Annotated in this window: 20 protein-coding genes and 1 pseudogene; 4 read left to right on the top strand and 17 right to left on the bottom strand. The window is 48.1% G+C overall.

Annotated elements, in window-relative coordinates; translation table 11 throughout:
• Nucleotides 1-91: 91 nt before the first annotated feature.
• Entirely contained in the window at nucleotides 92-1,723 is a 1,632-nt protein-coding gene (locus A7975_RS14975; protein ID WP_065385601.1) for a hypothetical protein, read from the bottom strand.
• Between the two features lie 163 nt (nucleotides 1,724-1,886).
• Here A7975_RS14975 and A7975_RS14980 point away from each other — a divergent pair, with 163 nt between their 5' ends.
• The gene (locus A7975_RS14980; RefSeq protein WP_065385602.1) at nucleotides 1,887-2,984 is read left to right on the top strand and encodes an SGNH/GDSL hydrolase family protein; all 1,098 of its coding nucleotides are present in this window, start codon (nucleotides 1,887-1,889) and stop codon (nucleotides 2,982-2,984) included.
• Nucleotides 2,985-3,087: 103 nt separating this feature from the next.
• Here the strand turns inward: A7975_RS14980 and A7975_RS14985 are convergent, their stop codons facing one another.
• The 9 genes from A7975_RS14985 to A7975_RS15020 form a co-directional block, all read right to left on the bottom strand.
• Nucleotides 3,088-3,486, bottom strand: a complete 399-nt coding sequence (locus A7975_RS14985; RefSeq protein ID WP_053372260.1) for a ribosomal maturation YjgA family protein — start codon at nucleotides 3,484-3,486, stop codon at nucleotides 3,088-3,090.
• Between the two features lie 7 nt (nucleotides 3,487-3,493).
• The gene (locus tag A7975_RS14990; protein WP_065385603.1) at nucleotides 3,494-4,324 is read right to left on the bottom strand and encodes a P-loop NTPase family protein; all 831 of its coding nucleotides are present in this window, start codon (nucleotides 4,322-4,324) and stop codon (nucleotides 3,494-3,496) included.
• 176 nt (nucleotides 4,325-4,500) lie between these two features.
• The gene (gene nadE, locus A7975_RS14995) at nucleotides 4,501-5,310 is read right to left on the bottom strand and encodes an ammonia-dependent NAD(+) synthetase (protein WP_065385604.1); all 810 of its coding nucleotides are present in this window, start codon (nucleotides 5,308-5,310) and stop codon (nucleotides 4,501-4,503) included.
• Nucleotides 5,311-5,324: 14 nt separating this feature from the next.
• Nucleotides 5,325-5,759, bottom strand: a complete 435-nt coding sequence (locus A7975_RS15000) for a BrxA/BrxB family bacilliredoxin (protein ID WP_053372263.1) — start codon at nucleotides 5,757-5,759, stop codon at nucleotides 5,325-5,327.
• 99 nt (nucleotides 5,760-5,858) lie between these two features.
• Entirely contained in the window at nucleotides 5,859-6,236 is a 378-nt protein-coding gene (locus A7975_RS15005) for a DUF3905 domain-containing protein (RefSeq protein WP_065385605.1), read from the bottom strand.
• Between the two features lie 15 nt (nucleotides 6,237-6,251).
• A complete protein-coding gene (locus A7975_RS34165; protein ID WP_176707731.1) occupies nucleotides 6,252-6,392 on the bottom strand; it encodes a hypothetical protein in 141 nt (46 codons plus the stop codon).
• 81 nt (nucleotides 6,393-6,473) lie between these two features.
• A complete protein-coding gene (locus tag A7975_RS15010) occupies nucleotides 6,474-6,926 on the bottom strand; it encodes a GNAT family N-acetyltransferase (RefSeq protein WP_065385915.1) in 453 nt (150 codons plus the stop codon).
• A 79-nt stretch (nucleotides 6,927-7,005) separates the two neighbouring features.
• Nucleotides 7,006-8,679 carry an ATP-binding protein gene (locus A7975_RS15015; RefSeq protein WP_065385606.1) on the bottom strand — a complete coding sequence of 558 codons (1,674 nt, stop codon included), beginning with the start codon at nucleotides 8,677-8,679 and terminating at the stop codon, nucleotides 7,006-7,008.
• Nucleotides 8,680-8,791: 112 nt separating this feature from the next.
• Nucleotides 8,792-9,631 (bottom strand): alpha/beta hydrolase, encoded by an 840-nt coding sequence (locus A7975_RS15020; RefSeq protein ID WP_065385607.1) that lies wholly within the window; start codon nucleotides 9,629-9,631, stop codon nucleotides 8,792-8,794.
• A gap of 59 nt (nucleotides 9,632-9,690) precedes the next feature.
• Here A7975_RS15020 and A7975_RS15025 point away from each other — a divergent pair, with 59 nt between their 5' ends.
• On the top strand, nucleotides 9,691-10,947 hold the full coding sequence (locus tag A7975_RS15025) for a BaiN/RdsA family NAD(P)/FAD-dependent oxidoreductase (RefSeq protein WP_065385608.1): 1,257 nt from the start codon (nucleotides 9,691-9,693) through the stop codon (nucleotides 10,945-10,947).
• Nucleotides 10,948-11,022: 75 nt separating this feature from the next.
• Here A7975_RS15025 and A7975_RS15030 read toward each other — a convergent pair whose 3' ends face one another.
• Complete coding sequence (locus A7975_RS15030) at nucleotides 11,023-11,439, bottom strand: hypothetical protein (RefSeq protein WP_255314291.1); 417 nt, start codon at nucleotides 11,437-11,439, stop codon at nucleotides 11,023-11,025.
• 181 nt (nucleotides 11,440-11,620) lie between these two features.
• Between A7975_RS15030 and A7975_RS15035 the strand changes: the two genes are divergently transcribed.
• Entirely contained in the window at nucleotides 11,621-12,526 is a 906-nt protein-coding gene (locus A7975_RS15035; RefSeq protein ID WP_065385610.1) for a helix-turn-helix domain-containing protein, read from the top strand.
• A 19-nt stretch (nucleotides 12,527-12,545) separates the two neighbouring features.
• On the opposite strand, the gene A7975_RS15040 is transcribed toward A7975_RS15035, so the two are convergent.
• The 3 genes from A7975_RS15040 to xylA all read right to left on the bottom strand — a co-directional run bounded on the left by A7975_RS15040 (nucleotide 12,546) and on the right by xylA (nucleotide 17,366).
• Complete coding sequence (locus A7975_RS15040; protein ID WP_065385611.1) at nucleotides 12,546-14,261, bottom strand: methyl-accepting chemotaxis protein; 1,716 nt, start codon at nucleotides 14,259-14,261, stop codon at nucleotides 12,546-12,548.
• 273 nt (nucleotides 14,262-14,534) lie between these two features.
• The gene (gene xylB, locus A7975_RS15045) at nucleotides 14,535-16,031 is read right to left on the bottom strand and encodes a xylulokinase (RefSeq protein WP_065385612.1); all 1,497 of its coding nucleotides are present in this window, start codon (nucleotides 16,029-16,031) and stop codon (nucleotides 14,535-14,537) included.
• A 21-nt stretch (nucleotides 16,032-16,052) separates the two neighbouring features.
• On the bottom strand, nucleotides 16,053-17,366 hold the full coding sequence (gene xylA, locus A7975_RS15050; protein ID WP_053372272.1) for a xylose isomerase: 1,314 nt from the start codon (nucleotides 17,364-17,366) through the stop codon (nucleotides 16,053-16,055).
• A 230-nt stretch (nucleotides 17,367-17,596) separates the two neighbouring features.
• On the opposite strand from xylA, the gene A7975_RS15055 reads away from it, so the two are divergent.
• On the top strand, nucleotides 17,597-18,757 hold the full coding sequence (locus tag A7975_RS15055; RefSeq protein ID WP_065385613.1) for an ROK family protein: 1,161 nt from the start codon (nucleotides 17,597-17,599) through the stop codon (nucleotides 18,755-18,757).
• Between the two features lie 58 nt (nucleotides 18,758-18,815).
• Here the strand turns inward: A7975_RS15055 and A7975_RS15060 are convergent, their stop codons facing one another.
• The 3 genes and pseudogenes from A7975_RS15060 to A7975_RS15070 all read right to left on the bottom strand — a co-directional run bounded on the left by A7975_RS15060 (nucleotide 18,816) and on the right by A7975_RS15070 (nucleotide 26,606).
• Nucleotides 18,816-24,917: a CARDB domain-containing protein gene (locus tag A7975_RS15060; protein ID WP_176707732.1), complete on the bottom strand. Its 6,102-nt coding sequence runs from the start codon at nucleotides 24,915-24,917 to the stop codon at nucleotides 18,816-18,818.
• Nucleotides 24,918-24,926: 9 nt separating this feature from the next.
• A pseudogene (locus A7975_RS35435) lies at nucleotides 24,927-25,571 on the bottom strand (Athe_2463 domain-containing protein); the annotation flags it as partial.
• Nucleotides 25,572-25,622: 51 nt separating this feature from the next.
• The gene (locus A7975_RS15070) at nucleotides 25,623-26,606 is read right to left on the bottom strand and encodes an S-layer homology domain-containing protein (RefSeq protein WP_065385616.1); all 984 of its coding nucleotides are present in this window, start codon (nucleotides 26,604-26,606) and stop codon (nucleotides 25,623-25,625) included.
• Nucleotides 26,607-26,711 lie beyond the last annotated feature (105 nt).

Genomic DNA, 26,711 nt, shown 5'->3' on the forward strand with positions numbered 1-26,711 from the left:
TAACTCTCCAAATTGTATCAGTAGGGGGCACGCTGCACATGACTCATAAGAGCTATAGTGCTGTGAACGATATGTGAATTATGTCAGCCAATTAGAGCGCATACTCGGAAAAATCAATCGGAAGCCCATTTACGCTTTTGACAATGCTGCCTTGACCGCCAATGCTTAGCTTAAGCTCATTCTGTTCCAAGGTCGCATATCGGACGCTTAGCTTCTCGTCAGACGACCAAGCAGGAGCATGAAGCCTTGCTTCCGCTGCAAACGCCTCAAAGCTGCTAATCCCCCGTTGCCGCGCCTCTTGCTTGCGAATGGCTTCAATGATGACCCCGTTACGGCCGCCATCGCTTGTAACGACATAACGATCAGCCAGCTTATCAACCTCGTAAGGCTGCATCAAATAGACCGCCACGTATACGTTATTCGTCTGTCCGAGCATAAAGCCGGGCTCTTGCAGCCAATCCGTATTCGGCAATACCCCGACGATTTTGTTCACCGCGTCTGCTGGGAGAGGATAAAGGGCAGCGATCGTATTTTTATGAAACAGAACTTCGGTATGTCTGCTCTGGTGCCTCGGATCGTCTTTGGCATTCTGCTCGGCCGGATGGAAAAAGTATGCTTGGTTTACGCCGCTTACTTCGCCAATCGGAAATGTGATATCCCAGCGATGCTGCTCATTGTCAAACTCCTCATACCGCTCCCACATTCCGCCCGCCGCAAAATCAGAGGTAATATACGCATAGCTATGCAGGCTCTTCGCTCCATCATCCGACAGCTTTGCGAGCTGCTTCTTCACTTCTACAGGTTCGTCTCTATGCAGCGCGGTTTGGCGTGCCGTCTCGGGAGCCTTATAATACAGCAGACCGGCGTACTCCGTCCGAGGCAGCTCCGCAGGCAGAACAAAATCACCGAATTGCACATAGTCATGCAGGACGTTGCCGTCGAGCGGAATATCATGCTTCTGTCCGCGGCAGTGCGCGCCGGCCCAAGTCCCTTTCAAGTAAAACGCCGCTCTCTCTGACCAGAGATAATCAAGCATGCCGCCGAGCTCTTTTTTGATCGCCGAATCGTGAATGAGCAGCCATGCGCATGTAAAGGCCTGCACCCAATGCCAAAACCATGGCAAGCTGCCGTATTCCGACATCCCATGCTTGCGAACATGCGCCAAAGTGAGCTGGAGATTGGTGCGGCCATCTTCCAATAGCTCAGCGTCCCCGTAAAGTTGTCCGAAGATCAGCTTTGCCGCTGTATACTTGGCATCGTGATGGCCATATACATTTTTGTGCCTGTAGAAGCCGCTTCGGTAAATATGGACGAGCGCCGTTTCAAACGCATGTGCAACATTTTCGGAAAAATGTGCGCGGTAACGATCCGTAAAAAAAGCCATCAAGCTCCCCATCAGCTCCACAGGCAATACGTTAGGTTTCGCATGCCTCGGCTCTTGCCCTAGATTTAACGGCCAATGTCCATAGGTAGCGCTTTCAGTGTTTTGGTCTTGAAGTTGCAGCACCTCTAGCAATACCCTCTCAGCCGTCTGCTTAGCGGGCTCCGCTTCAAAGGGCATCTGCTCCGGCATGCCGACTGCCGCAGCGAATAGATAGGAGGCATAGTAGAAGTTGTCGCGTATATCGTTATGAAACCATAGTCCGCTGCTTAGCAGAGGCTGGTTCCAGGCTGCAATCGCTATTTTTTTCGCAATCTCGACTTGTCTAGCTGTAAAGGTCATTTTACTAATCTCCTTGTTCGCCTGTCTTTCTTACTAGCATATATAATTTCAATAGTGATGGAAACCTTTTCATTGTTTTCTACCCAAAATAATGATAGCTTTGAAGCAATTAAACTCCTTCGCCGCAGGGAGCTCATCATAATCGTCTAAGGAGCTGGAAACGTTGCAAACCGGGTACACATCGATCACCTCTTTATCTAGCGCAGCAAACTTTAAATGGAAAGCGGAGAAGAAAACGACGGTTACCTTCCGCACGTACATACAGCCGCGAGAGTATGGCCTGTTGTCATTCAAGCTCTGGCATAGCAATTCAGTCGATTCTACATGGGCAGACGGCTCTGAATCCAAAGCCAATGATCTTGGCGGATGCTGGCGGATCGAATCCTGCTTTGTCGCAGACGGCGGCGCACAGCCGGATGGAGCAATCGTCAATGGATCTGTGCGTGGCGTTACATTTGGCGGTGCACCCTCTAAGAACGTGCAGCAGGGCGAGCAATTTTGGAGCGACCCCGTCGCGATCGCATTGCCCGAAAATCATTTTCTGGCATTTAGCTGGGCCCTTACTTTAGATGGTTCAGCGGAAGGCATACCGTTTAATACCGAGACATTGCTCGCGAGCGCGTATGAAGCGGATGGTGACCTTGCCGGCCAAGCTTCTTCCGAAGGTTATGCTCCTGCCGGCAACCGCCAGGTGCTTCCTTCTCTGCTCGCTTACGAAAAGAACGTCCAAAAAACGATCGTCTTTCTCGGCGATTCGATTACGCAAGGCGTTCGCACCGAGCTGGATGGCTACGCCTTCTGGGCTGCAAAGATTGCGGCGGGCCTCGGGCCCGACATCGGCGTGTGGAACATCGGCAGCGGCTGGGCACGCGCTTACGATTTGGTGAACGACAGCAGGTGGCTTGCCAAAGCGAAGCAAGGCGACGAGGTTGTCGTTTGCCTCGGAGTTAACGACATCGGCACCGCGAGCCGAAGCGCCGAGCAATTGATCGCTGATTTAAGCGCCATTATCGAGCAGCTTCAAGAAAGCAAGCCTAACCTTGCAATCTGGCTGTGCACGCTGCCTGCTTTCAACTTCTCGGGCGAGCAAGAGAAGGTATGGCGCACGGTCAACGATTGGATTCGAACCGAAGCCGCTGCCCACGTTTCCGGCGTATTCGACATCGCATCGGTGCTTGGACAAGCCGAGCCTAATGGAGAGCTGCTCCGTCCTGAATTTATGAGCCCTTTTAACGATCCTCATCCGAACGGAGCTGCTTGAACTGCGGTTGCCGATGCTTTTCTAGCTTGGTATAGAAGGTAAACGGAATAAACAGCGGGGGAAGCAAGACATCTTGCTTCCCCCGCTGTGCTTCCATTTAATCCTATGACCTGATGCCCTGCCTGCCGAAATACCGATCAAGCAGCAGCGACACGGCAACTCCTACGCTGTACCTGACTAAGTCAATGGTCAAAAACCCGCTCCCAAGCACTAACGCTCCCAGAAAAGTGCTGCGGATCGCTTGAATCCATTCAGCTTGATAAAGCTGGCTAAACTCGATGCCAAAGCAAAATAAAATGCCAACCAGCGCAGCCCATAGCAAGCTCTTCCGCACCCATAAGAGACGAATGCCAAAATATATCATGCTTGCCCAAAGCGCGTCCCCCGCATGCTCTGCAACAAAAACAGGCAGCATATCCGCATAACGCCTAGAGCTAAAGCCAAGTATCATCGCGACAAATACTGCAATCAAGTACCGTAATCCGGCTTTCAATACATACACACCTACTTTATACGGATTGCAAAAACAAGCTAATACGGCTGCTTATCGTCGTCCAATCGGTACTGCTCTTCTCGAACAACAGATGATCGATCGGCAAATCGTTCAATATCGCCAGTTCATATGTTTTTCGCAGCTCAAGCGCTTCAAGCAGTCCATCAACGCCCTTTAAACCCTTGCTTCTCCCATAACCTTGCTCCGTATAATACCAAGTAATAAAATCCAACCATTCAGCAGTCCGTTCAGCGATGACCTTAGAAAAATCATCCTTAAAATTACGCTGGTGCAAATAAATTAACAATGGATTAAGCGGCTTTATAAGGCTATGAAGTTCGTGGATGTAGGAAGCGATCGCAGACTGAGGCTGATTTTCACGCGCCAGCATGACCGTTAATGGATTTTGCAAAAAACAGCATTCCAATATGTACACTTCGTCCCCGTCTGCTGCCCGCTTCACAAATGAGCTCCATTTGCTCTTTATTAATTGCTGATGCTGCGCGAGCGGCAAGCTGTACACATCATAAGCGCCAAAATTTTCCCCGTGGAACAAATCCGATTCCTTCATCAGCTTGCCGTAATAAACGATAAATCCGTCCGCTTGCGCTTCCGAATGCCGTTCGATGAGCTGCTCGCGTTCCGCATGCTTGTGCAGCAGCTCCTTATATTGTTCGTCCGTCAAAAAAGCCGCGCAGTCATAGTCAGCCGGATGCTCCAAATCGCCTTCCAAAAATAAGCGGTTAGCTATATTTTGTTTATCCAATATTTCTTTTACATATCGTGCCGTGCTTGTTTTTCCTGAGCCGGGCAAGCCTTCCACAACAATTAGCTTTCTGTTTCTCATCCGTAACAGCCCCTTCCAACAGTTACATATTCTCTCCGCCAAACTATTTTCCTGCCCTCTGCAACTGCCTTACTAAATAAACCACTTAACTGCTGCGCATAAAAAAAAGACTGCCCCATGCCGATCACTCGGCTTAATGGGACAGTCCTTATCACGTTTCGAGCAGCGAAAGCAGCTTAAATGCCCGGAATCGGGGAGCGTTTGTGCTCGGTTTTCAAGTATTGTTTTTCAAGCTTCTCGCGAGCTTCGGCATTAATGTCCTTGCCTTCGAGGTAATCGCTATTGTCACCATAAGTGATGCCTAGCTCATCCTCATCGGTCTGCCCATCCCATAAGCCTGCGGTTGGCGCTTTGTCGAGCACGCTTTGCGGCACGCCGATATGGGAAGCTAGCTGGCGTACTTGACGCTTGTTGAGCGTGCTTAGCGGTGTAACATCAACTGCTCCGTCGCCCCACTTCGTATAGAAGCCGGTAATTGCCTCGGACGCATGATCCGTGCCAACGACTAGCAGGTTAAGATCAAATGCGAGGGCATACTGCATGACCATGCGCGTTCTTGCCTTCACATTGCCCTTGCCGCCGCGGCTCAGATGGCGCGGGATGCCAAGCGACTTGAAGCTATGCTCCACCTCGATCGCGATCTCGTCCACTGCTTCCGCAATATTCGTCTCTGCGCGGTGCTTCAGCTGGAAAGCTTCTGCAACCGCGTAGCTGTCGGAAATATCCGATTGCTCGCCGTAAGGCTGGAAGACGCCAAGCGTCATATACTCGCGTCCGGATTCTGCGCTAAGCTCATCCGTTGCACGCTTGCAAAGGCCAGCAGCAACGGCGCTGTCAATTCCGCCGCTAATGGCGATGAGCAGCCCCGTCGTACCGGATTGTTTCACGTATTGTTTTAAGAAATCGACCCGTTTGCGAATTTCAACGTCCGGATCAATCTCTGGCTTTACGCCAAGTCTTTCAATGATTTCTTGTTGTAAGCTCATAGTTACCTTCCCAATTAGCGGCAGAACCGATCGAAAGCGTCTGACAGATCGGCTGCAATATCCGATGCGGAACGGTTTTCGATCTGGTGGCGCTCGATAAAGTGTACTAGCTCTCCATCTTTCATCAATGCGATGGAAGGGGAAGATGGCGGATATGGAGCAAAATATTCGCGAGCTTTTGCAGTTGCTTCTTTATCTTGACCTGCAAACACAGTAAACAAGTGGTCAGGGGTAATATCATGCTGAAGCGCGTCAGCTACGCCTGGACGGCATTGGCCTGCTGCGCAGCCGCATACGGAATTGATTACGACAAGTGCCGTACCTTTTGCGTTTGGCAGATTTGCTTCTACTTCCTCAGGTGTGCGAAGCTCCTGAATACCGATGCGAGTAAGATCGTCCCGCATAGGTTGCACCATATCTAACATGTATCGTTCGAATGACATCGACATCGAAACACACTCCTTTAATTACTTTATTTTAGCTACTATTATACCTTCCGTAGTCAAAATAAAGCAACCGGAGCGCGATCACTCCGGCTGTTCTTTTTTTCATGTGGAATCGGGAGAACGGCTCGGATCATCGAGGCCATACGCTGCATTTTTGTCAGGATGGGCAAACAATCCTTCCTTCGGCGGCAGCCCCTTCTCGAAAATATCCCGGTTCTCCGCCGTCAAGAAGCCTATGTCCTTAAACGGATGCACCCATTCGTCGCCCGCCATGATAGCCGGATCGGTATCCTCGCTCCACTGTGAGAGCGGCGAATCCGGCGACTCATATTGATGATCGCCGATGACGATTCCATATTGATTCACAAAAGGCTCGCGGCTTCCGCGTCCATCCTGAAATTGAGGCAAAAACTCGATCTCATACGGATCTAGAGACGGATCATCGACATGCTTCTTGCTCTCATGATTATCCGCAGGCACATGATCACCTCCGGGCTAAATGGACGGACGATTAGGTCCATCCAGCTTTTTGTCAAAACCAGCGGACTCTGGCGACTTGCCTTGCTCTGCCGCGTTTTTCGCAGCTTGCTGCGCCTGCTCGGCCGAACGGTTTTTTTGTTCATTTTGCTGTGACAATGCTAACGCCTCCTCCCTTTATACTTATAACCTATAGTGCGGGTTATCGTTCAAAGGTAGTATGCGCCAATCCGTCCTTCCTTATAAATCCTGTGAGAGCCGCACCATATCGACAACCTGTATCCCGTTTTCATAAATCGGCTCCGAATAATGTCTTACAAAAAAATCCCGGTCAATGCTCGTCATGCGAAAGCCGCATTTCTGATAGAGAGCAAGCTGGGCAACCCCTGAGTTGCCCGTTCCTATTTCAATCGTTTTGTGGCCCTGCTTCACTGCTTGCTGAATCGCATGCTTCACCAGTTGCTTTCCTATCCCCTTGCCTTGGTGGTTTTCTGCGACAGCCACATTTACGATTTCGACCGTATCCGGCCTAGTCGGCAGCAGCACATACTCCCCGATTATTTCGTTATCTAGAACTGCGACATAACACTTACCGCGCTTTAAATATTGCGAAACAAGCGCCTCAGAGGGGTCTGCCAGCAGCAGCAGTTCCATCGGAGGCTGCTCTTCCTTTAAAAGCTCTCGTATTTCCACCTGCAACGCTCCTTTTTTTCCATCGCTACATAAATGCAAAAAGAACCATAAATGAATGAACACTCATTTACAGCCCACTTTACGCTAAACTAGCTTTCTCCTCGGGCAGGAAGAAGGTGACGATAAACGTTGTCCCATGACCTTCCTTGGACTCCACGTCTATCCGTCCGTTATGGCGCTCCGCGATGCTAAGGCAAAGCGGCAGTCCCAAACCCGTACCCTGCGTCTTCGTTGAAAAAAACGGCTCGAACAAATGCTTCATTTGTTCTTGAGAGATGCCTACGCCTTGATCGGCTATTCGCAACTCTACTTTGTTATCGTAATAGCTCGTGCTAATAAATAATAAGCCTTTTTCACTCATGGCTTCCATACCGTTGCGGGCAATGTTGAGAAACAGCTGCTTAATCTCTCGGTTGTTCATCATGATAAGCGGCAGGCCTTCACAAAGCTCCACTTCAATCGTCTGCCCGCGCAGGTTCGCGTCCGCGTTCAATAACGGAATAAGCTCGTTAATAATATCATGCAGAGATGACGGCTCCATCGTGAGCGCCCTATTTTGTGCGAGCGACAAAAAGTCGCTAATAATCATGTTCGCCCGGTCAAGCTCTTCGATTACGATTCGGAAATATTCTTGTTGGTTATTTGGGCTGCGTTCCTGTATAAGCTGCACAAAACCGCGAATAACCGCCATTGGATTACGAATCTCATGCGTGATGCTCGCTGCCATTTGACCGACTAGGCTTAGCCGTTCCATTCGGCCAACCTCGTCCTTAAGCTGACTCAGCTCCGTAATATCCTGTGCGATAAGCGCCGCGCCCGCATTTTGATCCGTTAAGGAGGTTCGCAGCGATATCGTCGTTAACAGCAGCATTTTGTCCCCATCGGCGAACGGAACAAGCGAGGACTTCTTGCCATTAAGCGCTTGATAGAGCAGCTTGACACAAGCATCTCCGTATCCGCTCTGAAATACGAGCGGAAAGGCTGTACCCAGCAGCTGCTTTGCTCTTATATACTCTGATCCCAAGCTTAACAATCTCGTTGCCATTTCGTTAGAATGTGTTATTTGCCCTTCACGATCAACGACGATCACCCCAAAGGATGTCTCGTCTATAAATTGCTGCAGCTTCTCTACTTCATTTCGATAATTAGCCGATATCCGTTTCACTTCATCATTGAGCAGCTTCTTTTCCTGCACGCTCTCGATCATAAAGATGGACAGCCACGTTGCCGTCAGTGATGCAGATATGGAAAGAATGAGCCCTATAACTATGCCAAACGACCAAGTTGCCTCGCTGAATGAAATAAAAGCGGTAACTGAAATACTGAAATAAAGCATTAATATGATCATTAGAAGTGTGCCTTTATATTCCTTGCTGAGTGCCGATGCTCGCTTGAAAGGACGGATGGAAAACAGCATTAGCGTAACAAAGCCAACGACAAACAAAATAAAGCTGACGGATTCCCATATGCTGTCCAGCATCGGTACTCTAAGGACTATGTAAATGAAGGTTAGTACGGTCAGTGTTGGAAAACCTCCATAGAGCGAGCCTAGCAAATATGGAATAAGACGAAAATCAACTTCATAATCGAACACATTTGGAGCTGTCAGCATGCATAGTATCATTGAAGTTCCACAAAAAATGCCCATAAAAAACGGCATTCCCTTCCAGCCTTGCTCTTTGTCATGCCAAAGCTGGAAGGCGAAAACAGGCAATAAGGATAAAATGAATTGTAACAGCAATTCCTTTAACACAGCCGATCGGTTCCCCCTACTCGCGCTCCGAATGCATGTCCCTTATTTAGTTAGCCTTTCATTACCAAGTATATGAATCTATTAATCCGATTAAAACATAAAAGGCAGCTATTTACAATTGTTCCTCCATCCAATTTATCATTTCTAAAATAGCCTTCTCTCCTTCTATATCGTTGTGGAGCTCATGCAGCCCGCCATCCCACCGTCTGAAATGACATAACGCTGCAACATTTTCAGCAAGAAGGGAGCTGGCATCAAATGAAGTGACACGATCGGAGGTTCCATGCATGAGCAGCAAAGGAACCTGCAGATTAGCGGCATTTGCGAGTGCCCACTCGCCGCCTGCGCCAACCTCGGTGAAGGTATGCAGCGTAATTTTTGTATGGCATAAAGGGTCTTCCACTATTGGCGCCGCTTGATCATAGCCAGGGCGAAATAAATCGGCGGGATTTAAGCCCGTTGACTGCTGCATCGTCGGAACGATAGAGGCAAGCCGGCGTCCGAACCACTCCACCGCCGGATGCGGCCTGAAAGCGAGTCGCAGCCATGGGCTTGTCAGCATGAGTCCTTGAATAGGCGGATGAAGGCGCAGCGCGCAGTTTAACGCGACATTGCCCCCCATGCTATGGCCGTATAAGAAAATTGGCACGCCAGGATGGCGCTTGCCTGCGTCTTCGATCATAAGAGCGGCATCGCTCGCAGCTGCGCCAATCGAATGCATATGGCCCCGCTTCCCTGATGAGCGGCCGTGCCCATGCTGGTCCAGCGCAATAAGGGCTATGCCAGCCTCCGTAAAATGAGCTGCAACATGCTTATATCGATCGCCATGCTCGCCCATTCCGTGTACAAGACATACGACAGCTTTTAATTCATGCGCTTCAGGCTTCCATTCCCGCAAAAATAAGGTTGAGCCCTTTGCCCCTGTTAATTGCCATTCCTCACGCAGCATCATAACGCCGCCTTTCATTTGTGGTATTATATATCTACTAATAATATAGCAGGTGGAACGAGATGCAATATGATGCAATTGTAATTGGCGGCGGCTCTGCCGGGTTAATGGCGAGCATAGCCGCAAGCAAGGATGGCGCTAAAGTGCTCCTGCTCGATAAAGGAGATAAATTAGGCCGCAAGCTCGGCATATCAGGCGGCGGCCGGTGCAATGTCACGAATAATAAAGATTTGGACGAGCTAATCAAGCATATTCCCGGCAATGGCCGGTTTCTTCACAGCACCTTTGCCAATTTCAACAATAAAGACATTATCGCTTTTTTCGAAAATCTTGGGATTGCGCTCAAGGAAGAGGACAATGGCCGCATGTTCCCTGTGTCTGACAAAGCCAAAACCGTCGTGGATACGCTTGTTAATCAAGTTCGGAATCAAGGCGTCAAAATCATGTTAAACGCTCCCGTCGATCATATCATGTATGGCGAAGGAAAAGTGACAGGCGTGCGCACCAAATCCGGCGAGACGTTCCGCAGCAGAAGCGTAATCGTCGCCTCCGGCGGCAAATCGGTGCCGCAGACCGGCTCGACCGGAGACGGCTACGCTTGGGCGGAGAAAGCCGGCCACTCGATTACCGAGCTGTTCCCTACCGAGGTTCCGCTCACGTCGAATGAGCCTTTCATTACGAGCAAGGAGCTGCAGGGCTTATCCTTAAGGGACGTGGCATTGTCGGTCATGAACCCGAAGGGAAAGCAGATCATACAGCACCAAGGAGACATGCTGTTTACGCATTTTGGCATCTCCGGCCCAATCGTCCTGCGGTGCAGCCAGTTCGTGGTCAAAGCTTTGAAGCAATTCGGCACGGGCAATATTGAAGTTGCGATCGACCTCATGCCGGATAAAAGCAAGGACGAGGTATACAAAGAAACGATGAGGCTCACCGAGCTCGAATCCAAAAAAACGATTAAAAATGTGCTTAAAGGTTATTTGCCCGAAAAAATGATTCCGATTCTGCTCCAAAAGGCAGGCTTGCCGGATAGCCTTACTTACGATAATATTCCAAAGCAGGATTGGATAGCTCTATCCCAGCTTATTAAACATTTTCCGATTAGAGTGTACGGATCGCTTTCCATAGAAGATGCGTTCGTAACGGGCGGGGGCATTAACTTGAAGGAAGTGGATCCAAAAACGATGCAGTCGAAGCTGATGGATGGGCTGTACTTCTGTGGAGAGATTTTGGACATTCATGGCTATACCGGAGGCTATAACATAACCGCCGCATTCTCAACCGGCTACACGGCCGGTTTGCACGCGGTGCTTCAATAAGACATAGAAAAAGGCTGATCCATCGTCGCGGGACGTTGGGCCAGCCTTTTCTAATCTTTATGTAAAGATAGGAGACTAAATCCGCACATCCCCCGAGAAATGGCCATATGTCCCGGGATCAGGCAGAAACTCCTCGTTAAAATCCGCATCATCGTCACGATTGTGCAGCTCCTCGGAAAATTCGGTGTCCGCATATGCCGAAGCCGAAGCCCAATCCTCATTCACCAAATGTGCCGGTATCGCGATGGCATCTAGCGAATAAGCGCTGCCTGTTACCGCATCCGCATCGATTTGCGCTTGCTCGACAAGCTGTCCGCCATGCGATTGCGCGATCTCAAGCGCTGACGTTAGATCGCTTCCCTCCAAATGCACATGCATGCGGCTGCCTTCATGAAGTACGGTCTCGTAGCCGAGCTCCCGCAGTGTTTCGCAAGCGAGCGCCGCGCTGTCATCATCATTAAATTCAAATAATAAGGCTGAATTAATCGACAATTGTTTTCCTCCTTTATTCGTTTTGTATAGCATGTCCTCCTCCTGCAAAATCATGTAAAAAGAATTGAAAAATCACATGTTAATAGGCTTACATAAAAAAAAGATGTAATTATGTTAGGTTTTATGACATAATTATCACATAATATTTTTGGCTACGCTAAATGATGGGAAGGTGTCATCGATGAATCATTTATTTTATCTGCTTTCAGATCCTATGCTTATCGTCGAGTTCGACGAATCCCGCTGGTCCATTCGCGATGTCAATCAAGCGTTTGCAACCTTTTCCGGCTTTAAGAAATCTGATCTTATGCTGCTCGATCCCTCCACGATCATCTCGACGCAGGAAATCGGCCTTTCCTTCAAGGAAGCCGTTAGCCAGCTCTCTGACGAGGATGCATTCTCGCCCCAAATCGAATGCAAGCTAGTTACCAAAACATCGACTCCAGCGGATATCCGTTTGTCCTGCCGCAAGCTTCAGCAAGGGGAGCGAACGGTTTATGTCATCATATGCAAGGATTTGCGTGAGGCCAAGTGGATTGACAGCTACATTATGCACAATAAAATTATGGTTTCCTTAATCGTCAATGAGCGCTATACGATCATAAACTTAAAACATTATTACGCCCCTGTGCAGCAGCCCTCCTCCTTGTATGTCAACAAATCGATATTCGATCTTGTTGCAGAGCACGAGCGCAGCAAGCTAAAACGGATATTTGAATATGCCAAAAACAATCGAACTGCTGAATCCGTTGATTTCCAGCTAAAGTTTGATGACCGCTATTACAGTGCCGACGCGGTTATTCAACCTTTTTACAATGGCAATCGCAGCTTTAAAAACTTTGCTGTTATTTTGACTAGCCTGCACATTAACAATCAGGAGGAGGACCCGTCCTACAAGCTCCGCCTGCTTATGCTCAGCAAAAACATATCCGTTACCTCTCTTGCGCAATCTACGCTAATCTCGCTTACGACCATTTCCAAAATCCGCAACGGCAAAATTAAAAAGCCCCAGCGTCTAACGGCCGAATTGATCGCCGGAGAGCTGGGGGTAAGGCCGGAAACGATATGGAGCAGCTTTAAGCGGTAGCTGCTGCTCCTCCCTTTCTTTAGAGCTTGAACCTTTGCGCAACATCATTCATCTCCAGCGCGATTTGACTGAGGCCGTTAGCAGACGATGCAATTTCTTCCGCAGATGCATGCTGCTCTTCGGAGGAAGCGGATACGCTGCCTGCAATCTCGGAAGTTCGATATGCAATATCCATCATTTGCGTTATCGAGGAGGAAACCTCCTGAGCGCTTGCCGCGAGCTGCTCGGACGCTGCAGCTACCTCTTGAATTTTGTCCATTACGTTGCTCGATGCCTCTGATATTTGCACGAAGGATCGTCCTGCCTCTTGTATGCCCGCAAGCCCTTCCTTCGTCTCGGCTTCGCTAATCCGCATCGCTTGGACGGTGAACCCTGTATCGCTCTGAATTTTACTTAATAAATTTGTAATTTTGACGACCGAATCCGCAGACTGCGTAGATAGCTTGCGCACTTCCTCTGCAACGACTGCAAAGCCCTTCCCATGCTCGCCTGCCCTCGCCGCCTCAATAGCTGCATTCAATGCGAGCAGGTTCGTTTGCTTCGAAATACTGCCAATCATATCGGAAACGGCACCAATATTGCGGGTATGCGCTGCGAGCTGCTCCACCTGCTCGGCTGCCTGCCTGACCGTCTCGTCGATCGAAGTCATTTTGTGAACGACGTACGCAATTGACTCTCCTCCTGCCCGGGAACGCTCTGCTGCATCGGCAGACAGCTCAGATACGTAGGAGCTTGTCTCCGCTATTCGCTGAATCCCCGTGGCCATTTCCTCCGAGGCGCGGTTTATTTCTTGGAAGCTGTGCACCTGTTCCTCAGAGCCTGAGGCTACCTCCCGGAAGCCGGTTACCGCTTGCTTCGCCGAGCTGCGATTTTGCTCAGATACAGCCAGCATTTCTTCAGATGAGGCCGATATGCTCATAGAGGCGCCCTGCACGCTCATAATGGCCGCGCGGAGCGACTCCACCATATGTGCGGACGCTTTTACCATCTCCCCAATTTCATCGCGGTTTTTAACGTTTGGCACCTTCACATTCAAGTTTCCTAATGCGACTTCGCTAAGCACGTACGCTGTTTTGCTGATTGGAGCTGAGATCGCTCTGCTGACATACCAGATTAAAGCTCCAACGAGCAGCGCCGCGACGAGGAGACCGGTAACAATAGTCAGATTGCTTTGTTTATGTAATTCGCCGCTTTCCTTAACCGCTTTGTCCGACCCTTCACGATTGAGGCGAATTAGCGTGTCCGTGAAGGTCTGCATCGTCTTGAACGACGATTCTGACTCTGTGAGCGCCTCTTCTACTTCCGCGTTGTTGTTTGGCTTAACGGCAGCGAGCATCACTTTGCGATAAATCGCAATATAAGATTTCCATTCTCCGCCAAGCGACTTTGAAATGTTCATGTCCTCGTTTTTGGAGCGATTTGTCACGTAATCATTGAACAGCTCGTCAATCATGCTTATCGTGTAGTCCCCATCAGCAAGCAGCATTTCCTTCTTTATCGGCTCGTTTGCGGCTGCGACCTTGATCTGCAAAGTAAATAAATGCTCGGTTAAATAGTTGATGCGATGAATCGTTTCTATATTTTTTAACCAAGTGTTCGAGATGACCTCCGTTTGAACGTTCATTTTTTCCGTCATCTTAAATACGAATAAGCCATTCGCCAGCAATATAATCAAAATACTTAAGAAGGAAACAGTCAGCTTTCTGCTTACGGTCATTCGCATCTTTCGTTTCATGGTTGTGTCCTCCTCAAGGATATGGGGCAATTAATTATAAATTGCTTTCTATGTAAGTATAGCTCACATTTCGATTGGGACTAAAGATTCATAATCTCTGCAAAACAAGGTCTACAGACATGCAATCCTCTGTTAAAAGCACAATAGCTTCCTTTTGTGGATAAATGTTTAAAACATTAAATGAAACGTGCTTTTCTGGAGCCTTTTGCGAAAAAAAAAAGGGACTGTCATTCTCCGCAGAGAATAACAGTCCCTTTTAACTACTCCATTAGCCTAGCCGCGATAAGGCATCAGCGCCTCATTTAAACCGCGTGTCTGCTCATAAACCTGCTGATACGCCTTGAAGATGCCCGCATAAGCGGCAACCGCCTCAGGCTGCGGAGAATAGGAATCCGCATGCTTCACAAATTTATCCGCGCAGGATTCCAAGCTGTCAAACCAGCCGCAGCCGTAAGCAGCAAGCATCGCAGCGCCTAAGCCAGGCCCTTGCTCGTTCTCGAGCGCGACGACCTTCGCGTCAAAAATATCGGCTTGCATTTGAAGCCATGCCGGGTTTTGCGCGCCTCCGCCGATGGAAATGACCGTATCCACCGTTTTGCCGGCACGTCTGAACAAATCGACCGACTCGTTAAGCGAGAAGGTGATGCCTTCCATAACGGCACGGGCAAAGTGGATACGCTCATGCGAGCCGTCAACGCCAATGAAGCTCGCGCGAATAACGGAATCTGCATGCGGGGTGCGTTCGCCAACGAGGTAAGGCGTGAACAGCAGACCGCCCGCTCCCGGTTTTACAGCGCCGACGCCCTCAAGCAATTGATCAAAGGATTCGTTTGGCGCGAACGTTTTCTTAAACCAGCTCAGGCTGTAGCCAGCGGCCAGCGTTACACCCATCGCATAGAAGGAATCCTCTTTGCCGTGATTAAAGAAATGCACTTTGCCCGCAAAATCCTTCGACTTATCATTCTCGTACGATAAAATAACGCCGGATGTGCCGATGCTGCAAAGCGTCAAGCCCTCGGACAGGATGCCAGAGCCGATTGCGCCACATGCGTTGTCAGCACCGCCCGCAAACACTTTTGTTGAAGCCGTCAGTCCCGTGCGCTCCGCATACTGTGGCAGCAAAGTTCCAACTAATCCGTGGGACTCGACTAGCGGCGGACAGAAGCTCGCTGGCAGACCAAAGGCGTCAAGCACCTCGCTGCTCCACGCTTTGCCAGCCACGTCTAGAAGAAGCGTGCCTGCAGCATCGGAGTAATCCATATGAAGCTCGCCCGTTAGCCGGTAACGAAGATAATCCTTCGGTAGAAGGAACAGCTTCGCCTTCGCGAAAGCTTCCGGCTCATTTTGACGAACCCATACTATCTTTGGAAGCGTGAAGCCCTCTAGTGCCGGATTGCGTGTGATGCTAAGCAGCTTGTCACCGAGCGTGCGCTCGATTTCACGGCATTGCTCCGTCGTACGCGTGTCATTCCAAAGTATCGCGTTGCGAACGGGATTTCCTGCCTCGTCCAGCAGAACAAGCCCATGCATTTGGCCAGAAAAGCTGATGCCTTCAATAGCGCCTGCATCAATGCCCGCAGCAGAAGTAAGCTCCTTCAGCGCGTCAACGGTTCCGACTACCCAATCATCTGCCCGCTGCTCGCTCCAGCCCGAATGCTCATGGAACAGCGGGTAGCTCCTGGAAACTTCCGCTGCTACCGTTCCATTACGGTCAACGAGCAGCGCTTTGACTGCGCTCGTACCTAAATCTATCCCAATAACGTAGCTCATTTGCCTGTTATCCTCCCGGTCTTAAACGCTGAAAATAACTTCGCTCAATACAAGGCGAATCCGCTCTTGGCGGCCTGACTCGTTTTTGATCGGATTGTTTTGAAGCGCATATTGCTCAAGCGATGCAAGCGTCGCTTTGCCCGCAACCACTTCTGCGCCGATGCCTTCTTTGAAGCTGCGGTAGCGGTTATCGACGATGTTGTCGAGAATTTTCTCTTCCGTCAATTTCGCAGCTGCTTTAAGGCCCCATGCGAAGCTGTCCATACCTGCGATATGTGCGAGGAATAGATCTTCCGCTTCGAATGAGCCGCGGCGAACTTTCGCGTCGAAGTTAATGCCGCCGCGGCCGATGCCGCCAGCTTTCAATACTTCAAACATCGTCAGAGTTGTCGAGTAAAGATCAGTCGGGAATTCATCCGTATCCCAGCCGAGCAATAGATCGCCTTGGTTCGCGTCAAGCGAGCCTAACATGCCGTTGATAGCCGCTGTGCGGATTTCATGCTCGAATGTGTGGCCTGCAAGCGTTGCATGGTTCGCTTCAAGGTTCAGCTTGAAGTGGTCTTTTAAGCCGTATTTTTGCAAGAATGAGATCGTTGTAGCCGCATCAAAGTCATATTGGTGTTTCGTAGGCTCTTTTGGTTTTGGCTCAATCAGGAATTGAGCGTCGAAGCCGATTTCCTTCGCGTATGCGATTGCCATATGGTATAAGCGGGCAAGGTTGTCAAGCTCAAAGCCCATATCCGTATTAAGCAGCGTTTCGTAGCCTTCACGGCCGCCCCAGAATACGTAGTTTTCTGCGCCTAGCTCTTTACCGACCTCAAGACCTTTTTTCAATTGAGCGCCTGCATAGGCATAGACATCAGCGTTAACAGCTGTTCCTGCACCATGAACGTAACGCGGGTTTGAGAACATGTTGACGGTGTTCCAAAGCAGCTTTTTGCCGGATGACTTCATGTTGTCCTTCAAAAGCGCTACGATCACGTCGAGGTTTTTGTTCGTTTCTTGCAGCGTTTCGCCTTCCGGCGCAATATCCACATCATGGAATGCGTAGAAAGGAATGTTCAATTTATTCATGAATTCAAAGTTGGCTTCCACGCGCGCTTTCGCACGGTCAAGGCCCGTATATTGATCCCAGCCGCGAACCATAGTAGGTGCGCCGAACGGGTCTGTGCCATTTGCGTTGAACGTATGCCAATAAGCAACCGCGAAGCGAAGGTGCTCTTCCATCGTTTTGCCTAGAATAACTTGGTTAGGATCATAATGTTTGAACGCCAGCGGATTGTCCGAGCCCTTACCTTCAAACTGGATCGTGTTGATATTTTTGAAATAGCTCATAGAAAACAAAATCCTCCTTCACGGAATTCGATATTTTTGTTAGTGCTTACATTTAGAATAACACGCCTTAACTTAGTTTGTCTATTAAACAAACTAAGATTTTGTGTTAAACTAACCATATCTTATTTCCAGCTTGTTTCGGATGAAGGAGTATGCGTTTCAAGCAAGCTTCAAATTCGACATTTCGTGCTACAATGATAGATATTGTGACTTGGACGGAGGCTTCCAGTATGAAATTAAAACCAACAGGAGATTTAGCTCTCATCAAAAAAATAAATACGGCTATCGTACTCGAATCCGTACTTAAGCATGCGCCGCTGTCGAGAGCGCAAATATCCGAGCTGACCGGCCTCAATAAAGCGACGGTGTCCAGTCTCGTTCAAGACTTGATCGATAACCATCTCGTCTTGGAAAACGGACCCGGACAATCGAGCGGCGGACGCAAGCCTGTAATGCTGCTTTTTAATGGCACCGCTGGGTATGCTGTCGGCATTGACCTTGGGGTTAACTATATACGCGGCATGCTGGTAGACTTGGAAGGCAATGTGATAACCGAACATCAAAGCAAGCTGAAGCAGCAGGACTCCGAGCATGTCATTAGGCAGCTTGAAGCATGTATCGAACTTCTTATTAAAGAAGCGCCAGACAGTCCCTATGGCGTTGTCGGTATTGGAGTCGGCGTTCCCGGCATCGTCGACGATAACGGAACGATTCTATTTGCTCCGAATTTAAAGTGGCGCCAGGTGGAGCTGCAGTCGCAGCTTGAGGAGCGTTTCAAGCTGCCGGTTACGATCGACAACGAAGCAAACGCAGGCGCGCAGGGCGAACAGAAGTATGGCGCAGGACGCGGCATTCCGAACCAAATTTACGTCAGTGTCGGAATCGGGATCGGGACGGGTATTATTTTGAACAAAGAGCTGTACAAAGGAGCTTCAGGATTTTCAGGCGAGCTTGGGCATCTCTCGATTGAATATGACGGAAAGCCTTGCAGCTGCGGCAATCGCGGCTGTTGGGAGCTGTATGCGTCGGAAAATGCTTTGCTTGAACGCGCGGCATCGCTTGGCTTCGATAATCTGGAGGAGCTGCTCCTCGCAGCGTCCGCCGGCGATGAGCGCGTAACCGAGCTAATACGCTCGATTGGCGATTATTTGGGAGCAGGCATCGCCAATATCGTCAACGTGTTTAATCCGAACGTCGTTATTATTGGCAATCGGATGAGCCGGGCCGCGGAATGGCTGGGCCCAGCCGTACAAGCGGCTGTCGATCATCGTACGCTGCCTTATCACCGCGAGCGAATGCATATCCTCTTCGCAGAGCTTCAGGACCAATCCGCCGTCCGCGGAGCTGCGTATTACGCCATCAGCAGATTTTTCACTAAAATAAAAAGTTAAACATGAAGCAGGAGCTGCCCGGTCGTCTTTTTCAGACCGATGGGCAGCTCCTATTCATTTATTGGACACGGTGAACGCCAACGGTATTCAGCATATTACCATCAATCGATACCTCGGCGGTATCCTCCTTGATGGTTCCATTCGAGTAGTAAGCTTTAAATACAAACTGTAGTTTTCCTTGCTCGAAATCTACAAAAGCATGCTCCCACAGCTCGCCGCTCCAGCTCGTTTGCGCAGCATTGTTTTTATCAAGCCTAGCAAAATAACTAAGCATCTTAACCTCGACCCGCTCCGCCTTCGTTGCAGTACCTGTTAGCGTCGTATCGGCCTCAAGCACAAACCTCTCGCCAGCCCAAAATATCTTGTAGCCCCGCGGAGATTCAGGATTGCCTGATTTGTCTACATTATAGTCAATCCGCCGCTTATCCCATAGATCGGTATGCTTCACCAGCGCTGTAACATGAAGCGGCAGCACCTGAACCAGCTTAGTTACGCTAACCGGATCGGCTATGCCGTCGCTTACCGTGAGCTTCATGCTCCAAGCGCCAACCGTTGTCAGCTTTAAGGACGGTCCCCTTGCCTGATAGGCTGGTCCGTTGACGGAGTAGGAAAAGCTGCTTCTTACTCCCAATGGACTTGTCAGCTCATAAACCATCGAAAGCGTATTGCCATCCGGATCCGCTACATTTGACGAAAACGAGACCATATCCCCCTCATAAACCGGCTTCGGCGACCAATCAAAGTCTCCTGTTGGCGGACGGTTCGTGACAAAGTATATATACGCATAATGACCTTCATTTCCGGCAACATCATAATCAAGGACAGTTACACGATATCGTTCTCCGGCCACTAACCCCGTTACCCGATAGGACTGCCTGTCAAGCGCTAGCGGAATGCTGTATTCTTTCGTTCCGTCATTATTCAAATCAATATTAGCAATGCTGCCATCCGGGTTTACCCTCTGCAAATAAAACATTCTGGCTGCATGTCCAGAGGATGGATCAGCGTCACGAAAGGCATTAAAGCTCACCGTTACAGCTGTTGGCTCGATATTTAACTGTTCGTTCACGTCGGCCGGCTTCAGCGTATCTACGAAGAAAAAACCATTGCTCGAATAAGGCCCCCACATGAAGCTATCGTTTGACCTCGCGCGCCAGTAATGCAGCCCTTCAGCAAGAGCATTCGGAATATAGCTCAATGCTGCTGTTGCAGCGTTTGTGTCTACCACAGCCACTCCGTTTGATGCTCTAAACACCTCGTAATCAACAGCTGCAATCGGATGATTTTCGGGATCAACGACAAACGTGCGCAGCTGCGGTCGATTTGAATTAGAAAAAATCGGATTATTGCCATCTACTCCACTATATGAAAGCAAATAAGTTGCAGGGGGCAAGTCTAGGACAAAATATCGGATGTTGCTTAAATTCGACCATACGCCCGCAGAGTACGCCTGACCTTGTACTTTAACCACGCGGCCAGGCGTGATCGTATCAGCCAGCATTTGATAATGGAGCGCGCTGCCCTCAAGCTCCACGAACAAAGCCGTCTCATTATTGTCAGCATACGTCATGATAAGCCGATAGCTCTCTTGCGGATCTCCCTCAGCATCATAGTATGACCATGTAATCTTAGGCTCCTTGATCAGAACCGTTGGAGCAGCAGCCGTTGTTCCCGTAGGATACGATATCGTCATAACCGGCTTTGTTTGGTTCACTGGCGGTATACCTGCTTTAAATACAATGGTCTGAGCCCAATATGACCATGCGCCGTGTATATCTCTAACTTGTTCCTGTACGATCAGCTCGACGCCCGGACGGTTATAGTACTCGCGTTTCCCTGTCGTCCATTTGCTTTCATCGGACCAACGAGTCCGGAAAACCTTATCTGACAAAATGCGGGCAATATCCGGGTCATAAGACGTATCATACGTTTCGTAATCCAGCGATTCGCCCTCCGCAAACACTTTCCCTGTAAAACGGACATCAGGTTGTGCCACCGGCCTTCGATGCGCATAGATGATTTTTTTAACTGGCTGTGACCATTTCCGATAGCTTGCAAGGCCAGGATTATCTTGGCTTCGGAACGTTATTTCGTACAAGCCAGCTCTTTCTAAAGCATTAATAGTGGCAGGGTAAGTCTTTCCGTTATGAATGCTTAATCCTTCAGCATTTTCGAAAAAGCTTGGATTATGGCTGTAGCTCCACTCTTCTGTGCCCATCGCATCACTTTCAATATCCTGAAACAATTTCTCGTAACTGATCGGGTCGTTCACCAGCACCGCTTCATAGGTATTTTGCGGATAACTGTTCCCGTAATTCGTTCGCTTCACTTGGCTGAAAGCGGCCATCTGCTGCCCAAGGGATAGCAGCCCTGCTGTACCGGCTGCATACGTGCCGTCCGAAACTTCTAATCGCTTAATCTGATTGACTATTATACGAAGCTCTTTGCCGATCGCCTCTATTTTGAAAGCAGCCGGTATGCCTACATGGCGAGCCAAATAGGTTCTTGCCAGCTCCGTTTTAGTGCCATTTACGACGCGGTAGAGGATCAGCGTATCCTGCGACCATTCTACCGCGTATAAATTTTTCTCGTCTTGAATCCTAATGGCTGCGCCTATGACCTTATTGTTGCTCATGCTGTTAACGGATACGTTGAATTCAAGCACTTGATTCCGCATCACGCTAGTCGGATCAAATAGCAGCCCGCCCCAGGTTTCGCTTTCTACCTCAACCGTGTTGTCATCGAGCAATCGCGGTAAATCTCCTGCTGATTCGCCAACAAGCGGAACAACCATATTTTTATATTCGGAATTTCCAAAAGCGCCGAGCCTATAATAATCATTCGTATTTAAAAATAAGGAGCCATCGGGTGCTGCATTGGTAGAGTTGACATACTCCTTTCCGAGCAGTTGATCTGCCATTCCGTTATATCCATAGATCCACTCCGTTTGCCCCTTTCCATCTAATAAAAGATCGCTCTGATTGGGTGCCATTACGGCCATATACCTCTCGTAGCTCACCGGAGTTGCCGAGGCTGTAGTTCCTTGACCCGCGGGCTTCCATCTGTACTTCCACTTTGATCCTCTCATGAGTGTATAGAAGTCTCCCGAAGGCTGCGCAATGATTTGAGGTGAAACAAATTGATTGTTGTTATAAGCATAATAACCAGTAGTATCATACACATTTTCTATTGCATAATTTGGCAATGTATTATGTTGCGCCAGTATCCTGTCTACTGACTTTATGACAGACGAAGGGTGGTAACGCTCTATCGAGCCTCCAGGGGTTACAATAGCACCGTTATAGATTTGGACCATATCATACTTGTTAACTGCTGGCATCGTATAAAAATAGGAAGGAAATTGGATCTCTTCTATGATGTTTCCTTCTACCTCCACATGGTTAAAACCATTCGTATCCGCATTATACGATATCAATCCTACATCCTTTGAAAATCCGTATCTGCCAGACACAAATCGAGTCGTTGCAGCATGCACTTTTGATTTATCTGGTGAAGCGACGACTCCTGAATAGACGCCAAGATACAACCCGTGAGCATTAATTTGATACCCGTTAGCATTGAATACTTTATAGGCAGACTTGTAGTCTTTTTCATACTGGAATATACCCCGATAAAAGTAGGTAACGTGTATATTTCCGTATTTATCGGTCGCGAGCGGCTGAGATTGGAAATGGGTCGAATAATCATCCTGCTGTCCCAATAGTACAGTCCATAGAGAAGTCTTTTGATGCACCGAATACTTCGTTAAATACAAGGAATACCTCGTCGAAAACGTATTTTCGCCATTTGAATACCGAGATGTGACATACATAAAGTTTTTATCATCTGAAAATAAAACATGTTGAATATCCGAGCCCGGTGAAACGCTGCTATTCCAACCAGTAGGCGGTACGGAAGTAACGTTCGGATAATCTTGTAATAATTCCCCTGTTGTTATGTTGTACAGCCTTAATCCGGCGCCGCGGACGCCTGATCTGCTTGATGTTACAAAATAAGCCGTGTTAACATCTCCCGTATAGAGATCTGATAAAGCGGCATTTGAAAATGTCGTGCCGCTGCCAGCTCCGAATATTTTGCCGGGATGCTTATAGTCGCCTTCGATTGCTCCCGTTCTTGCATCACGTACGAGGAACCGCCATTCCCCCTCGTAGACCGATCCGCTGTCATACTCGTAATAGAACCCCGTTTTATCGAGCACTTGCGTTTTATAACCGGCGTATATTTTCCCGACCGTTCCTTCCCATGCAGGAAGCTTACGCAGGTTTTTAGCGAGATTGTAATGGCCTCCGAAATCCGCCCATACGGCGTTTCTTGTCGTTAAGCTGCTGCCCGATACTTTCCAGCCGGCTTTGCCTTCATTGCCTCCTACGTAAGGTTTTTTTAATGTCCATGAGCGTAAAATGGATTCAGGCGTATAGCTCGTGATCGGCGGTCCGCTATCTTCGCCTTGATCTGGCTGCTGAATCGTGCCGAAAACGTTAAAATTCGTCACTGGCGCGATATTAATAATATTGGTTTCATCCCAATTGGATACGGCGGATGATCCGAAATTTTCTTTTGCCGTTGCTCGATACTGACGTTTTCCTACGCTTGTATATTTGATGGTTTGCGTAAACTTGTTGGGTCCTTCATAGATGACCTTCCAAGCTTCATCAAATTGACCGTCACCATTGCTATCGTATCTCTCCTCGATTCTTAGGGACGTTATATCGTCTCCATCCGGACTTGAAGCATCGATATAGAGCATAACTTCGTTATTTCTTACGCCTTCATCCGGAGCTGTAATTTCTACGGCTGGCGGTTCATCCGGAACGATTTCTAGCGGTTGTATGGCCCATTCGCTCATCCGGCCAAATGAATCGTAAACCTTTCCTTCCAGCATATAATTCCCCAATACCATTGGCGCTGCAGTTGGCCAACCGTTTTTATAGGTGGATTCCTCTTCTTTTTTAAATCTTCGTTCTGAACGGCTCCAATCCATGGTGATTCCTCGACTAGCGAGCGGCGTGTAGGAATTGTTCAAATGATGAAGCGAAGGGAATGGCCGTCCTTGTATCCATCTGGTAACACCGGAAATAATAGCGGTTGGCTTTGGATCATTTACGGACAGGTAAGTCGTTTTTGTTTCTGAAAAACCATGCTCATCTGCAGCAGTCAGCGTTGCGCTATAGCTTCCGGGCTCGTTGAATGTCATAGGGCCGTGCTCGAAGTCTGACGCATTCGGAATCAACGGTGCTAAATTGGATGAAAACGTCCATGTATAGCTAACCCAATTGATGGTGTTATTTTCGAGACGCGCTTGCTCACCCGTAAAAATAGAGATTGGTTTGAATGCGATATCGACCTTTATCGGTCGTTTGGGTGAAGGCTTTGGTGTAGCCTCGGGGTCTATACTTGGAGTAGGTGTTGTACTAGGTTTTGGCGTAGGTTGCGTGGATGTAACATTAACGATCAATTTGGCCCAATCGGATATTTTGTTTTTGCTGTTGGTTACGCGCAGCTCAACGAGATATTCTCCTAAGATGGAAATATCCTTAGTTGTTGGTTTTTTGTTGATAGTATTCCCGTTTGGTGTTTTGTATTTCCACTCGTAAAGGGTTATGGGTTCTTTCCCTGGCGAATACGAGAGTTTATCGTTCAGCTTGGGATCCACATTTGGCTTTATCGTAATTTCGGGTTCCGTTCGATGGTCGCCCTCTAAATGAGAGATTATAGCTATTGGCGTGGTTGGCTCGTTTTTCTTGTTGAACGCAATTTTAAAATCTTTTGTGTTATTCTTTTCATTTGATTCAGCTACGGCTTCGCCAAAGTCTGTCTTGGCCGCGAAACTCTTAATTCCGCTCGTTGTGGAGGACACGTTCACCGTAACCGTTTTGATCTGACCTGGGGGAATGTTTGGGATGATTTCTGATTTGATGTTAGTGCCAACGATGCCTACAGTGAAGGGACCGCTGCTTTCAGTACCTTTGTTTTCAGTCGTGATTTTAATCGGTACAGAATCGCCTACCCACGCATCTGCCGGACTAACTATGGTTTTAATTAGAAGATCTGGCTGCTTTTTAATGACTAAAGGGTCCAATGGCGGGATCTCAAACATCTCGTACCACCAAGATCCGTCCGGCTGCCAGATATTCCACATTTGAACCACGCCGGGAGTAAATTTTGTGGGCACTTGTTGAAAAATGACATAGGGTTTTAGTGAATCTCCTGTCCATCCTTTCCCTGTCCGTTTATTATAGCTTTGAATGAACGTCTCTGATTCATGATAGGGGTCGATCATTGATTCTAACCATGTTTTTGCAGTAGGATGACCAGTAATTTCAGGTGTTTGTGTTATTCGCTTACTGGCACCTATTGGTTCATCCCATGGGTTTTTAACCCAGTTTTTAGCCACATGTAAAGTTGCTCTGGAATCACTGCGAAACTTCCAGTTGCGATAAACAACGCCATTAAGATCGTAACCAAGGTATCTCCACTGACCTTGATCAAATTGATTTCCGGAGACATCGGCAGGCGTTCCATATACGACAGCATTTTTCCCAAGACCACATTTATTGGATAAATAGTTCCCATTTAATTTGAGCGTTCCTTTTCCGGCAGAGATGGAAGTAGGGATATCGTTCTGCTCAATAATTGCTTGCGAATTTGCTTCGTATGTTGCAGGTAAGAGACAATCAACTGCACCGGCTGCACTTACAAAATTATAAGGAATAGAAGAATTTATAAATAGAACAATAAGTAGAGAAATAAATAAACTTCTCTTAGTCAATATATGCAATTCCTCACTCTCCATTTTTCTTATTAACTGCTATTTTTAAAGAAACTTCATTTTGTGGAGTAATGATTACAACCCAATACGAATGATAACTCTCTTACCGGTAGTAGCCTTATATGACTCAAATACACGTCCGTCATATTTTAATCTAATATCCGCATTAGTGTCTGAATTTGCTGCTTTATTAACTTTTATATAAGTTGCATAAGCTTTTTCAAATGATTTTGGAAAGTAATTTTCAAGTAAATCCTTTACCATCAATTGGTTGTCTGATGTGGGGTCAGCAATATTAATTACAGTCATTTTTATTCTAGTGTTATACTCAACAATAAGTGTGTTATCCAAGAAATTATCTGATCCTTTAGAGTTGATAAATACAATTCCTTCGTCACCAAAAGTTGTTGTACCCTTGAAATTTGGTAAAGATTTAATCAAAGTATTCATCTCTTCTTTGGTTTTAGGATAAGATACTGGTTTAGGAGGGTTCTTCGCAGTCAACATATTCAAAACCATCACCACAGCCTCCGCACGAGTCGCATTTTTCTCCCCGCCCATCGTTCCATCCGGATAACCCTTCATCATTTCCAGCTTCTTAGCTACCGCCAAATAACCCGACTTTACGCCCTCTGCATCCTTGCCAAGCGCACGAATCGTCATGCGGGCGATCTCCTCACGCGTAATCGGAAGATTAGGCTCAAAGCTATTTTCCTTGTAATCGCCAACCTTAATAATCGACTGCTTCAAGCCAGTGGCGATGTAGGAACGAAACCAACCATGATCATCAACAAATGGCGTGTCCGTATCTTCTGTTTTTATTTTCAAAGCGGCTACAAGCGACTTTAAAAATTCTGCCCGCGTTATGTTTGCATTTGGTTTAAAGGTTTTGGCGTCGTAGCCATTGATCCATCCCTGCGCTACTGCTTTATCAATCTCTTTTTTCGCCCAATGCGTGCTCGTGTCCGTAAAAGCTGCCGCTGCTCCAGCTGCCTGCGCACTCAACAGCATTACCGTAAATAGGGTTACCGCTAATATTACTCGTCCTATTTTTTGCATATTCAACCACTCCCGTTTTATAATAGTCCATCTTTAAAATACACATTTTTTTACAGTTACATATACTATTTCTTGCTTTCTATGCTTCTTTCCTTTTTTACCCTC

The organism is Bacillus sp. FJAT-26390, from assembly GCF_001682865.1.
Lineage (GTDB): Bacteria > Bacillota > Bacilli > Paenibacillales > Paenibacillaceae > Pristimantibacillus.

Excerpts from the sequence above, each read along its gene's own strand:
- xylB (WP_065385612.1), bottom strand. The coding sequence starts at position 16,031 with ATGAGCTACGTTATTGGGATAGATTTAGGTACGAGCGCAGTCAAAGCG.
- A7975_RS15040 (WP_065385611.1), bottom strand. The coding sequence starts at position 14,261 with ATGAAACGAAAGATGCGAATGACCGTAAGCAGAAAGCTGACTGTTTCC.
- A7975_RS15020 (WP_065385607.1), bottom strand. The coding sequence starts at position 9,631 with ATGATGCTGCGTGAGGAATGGCAATTAACAGGGGCAAAGGGCTCAACC.
- A7975_RS15070 (WP_065385616.1), bottom strand. The coding sequence starts at position 26,606 with ATGCAAAAAATAGGACGAGTAATATTAGCGGTAACCCTATTTACGGTA.
- A7975_RS15025 (WP_065385608.1), top strand. The coding sequence starts at position 9,691 with ATGCAATATGATGCAATTGTAATTGGCGGCGGCTCTGCCGGGTTAATG.
- A7975_RS15060 (WP_176707732.1), bottom strand. The coding sequence starts at position 24,917 with ATGTGGAATATCTGGCAGCCGGACGGATCTTGGTGGTACGAGATGTTT.
- A7975_RS15035 (WP_065385610.1), top strand. The coding sequence starts at position 11,621 with ATGAATCATTTATTTTATCTGCTTTCAGATCCTATGCTTATCGTCGAG.
- xylA (WP_053372272.1), bottom strand. The coding sequence starts at position 17,366 with ATGAGCTATTTCAAAAATATCAACACGATCCAGTTTGAAGGTAAGGGC.
- A7975_RS14975 (WP_065385601.1), bottom strand. The coding sequence starts at position 1,723 with ATGACCTTTACAGCTAGACAAGTCGAGATTGCGAAAAAAATAGCGATT.
- A7975_RS14990 (WP_065385603.1), bottom strand. The coding sequence starts at position 4,324 with ATGAGAAACAGAAAGCTAATTGTTGTGGAAGGCTTGCCCGGCTCAGGA.
- A7975_RS15000 (WP_053372263.1), bottom strand. The coding sequence starts at position 5,759 with ATGTCGATGTCATTCGAACGATACATGTTAGATATGGTGCAACCTATG.
- nadE (WP_065385604.1), bottom strand. The coding sequence starts at position 5,310 with ATGAGCTTACAACAAGAAATCATTGAAAGACTTGGCGTAAAGCCAGAG.
- A7975_RS15055 (WP_065385613.1), top strand. The coding sequence starts at position 17,597 with ATGAAATTAAAACCAACAGGAGATTTAGCTCTCATCAAAAAAATAAAT.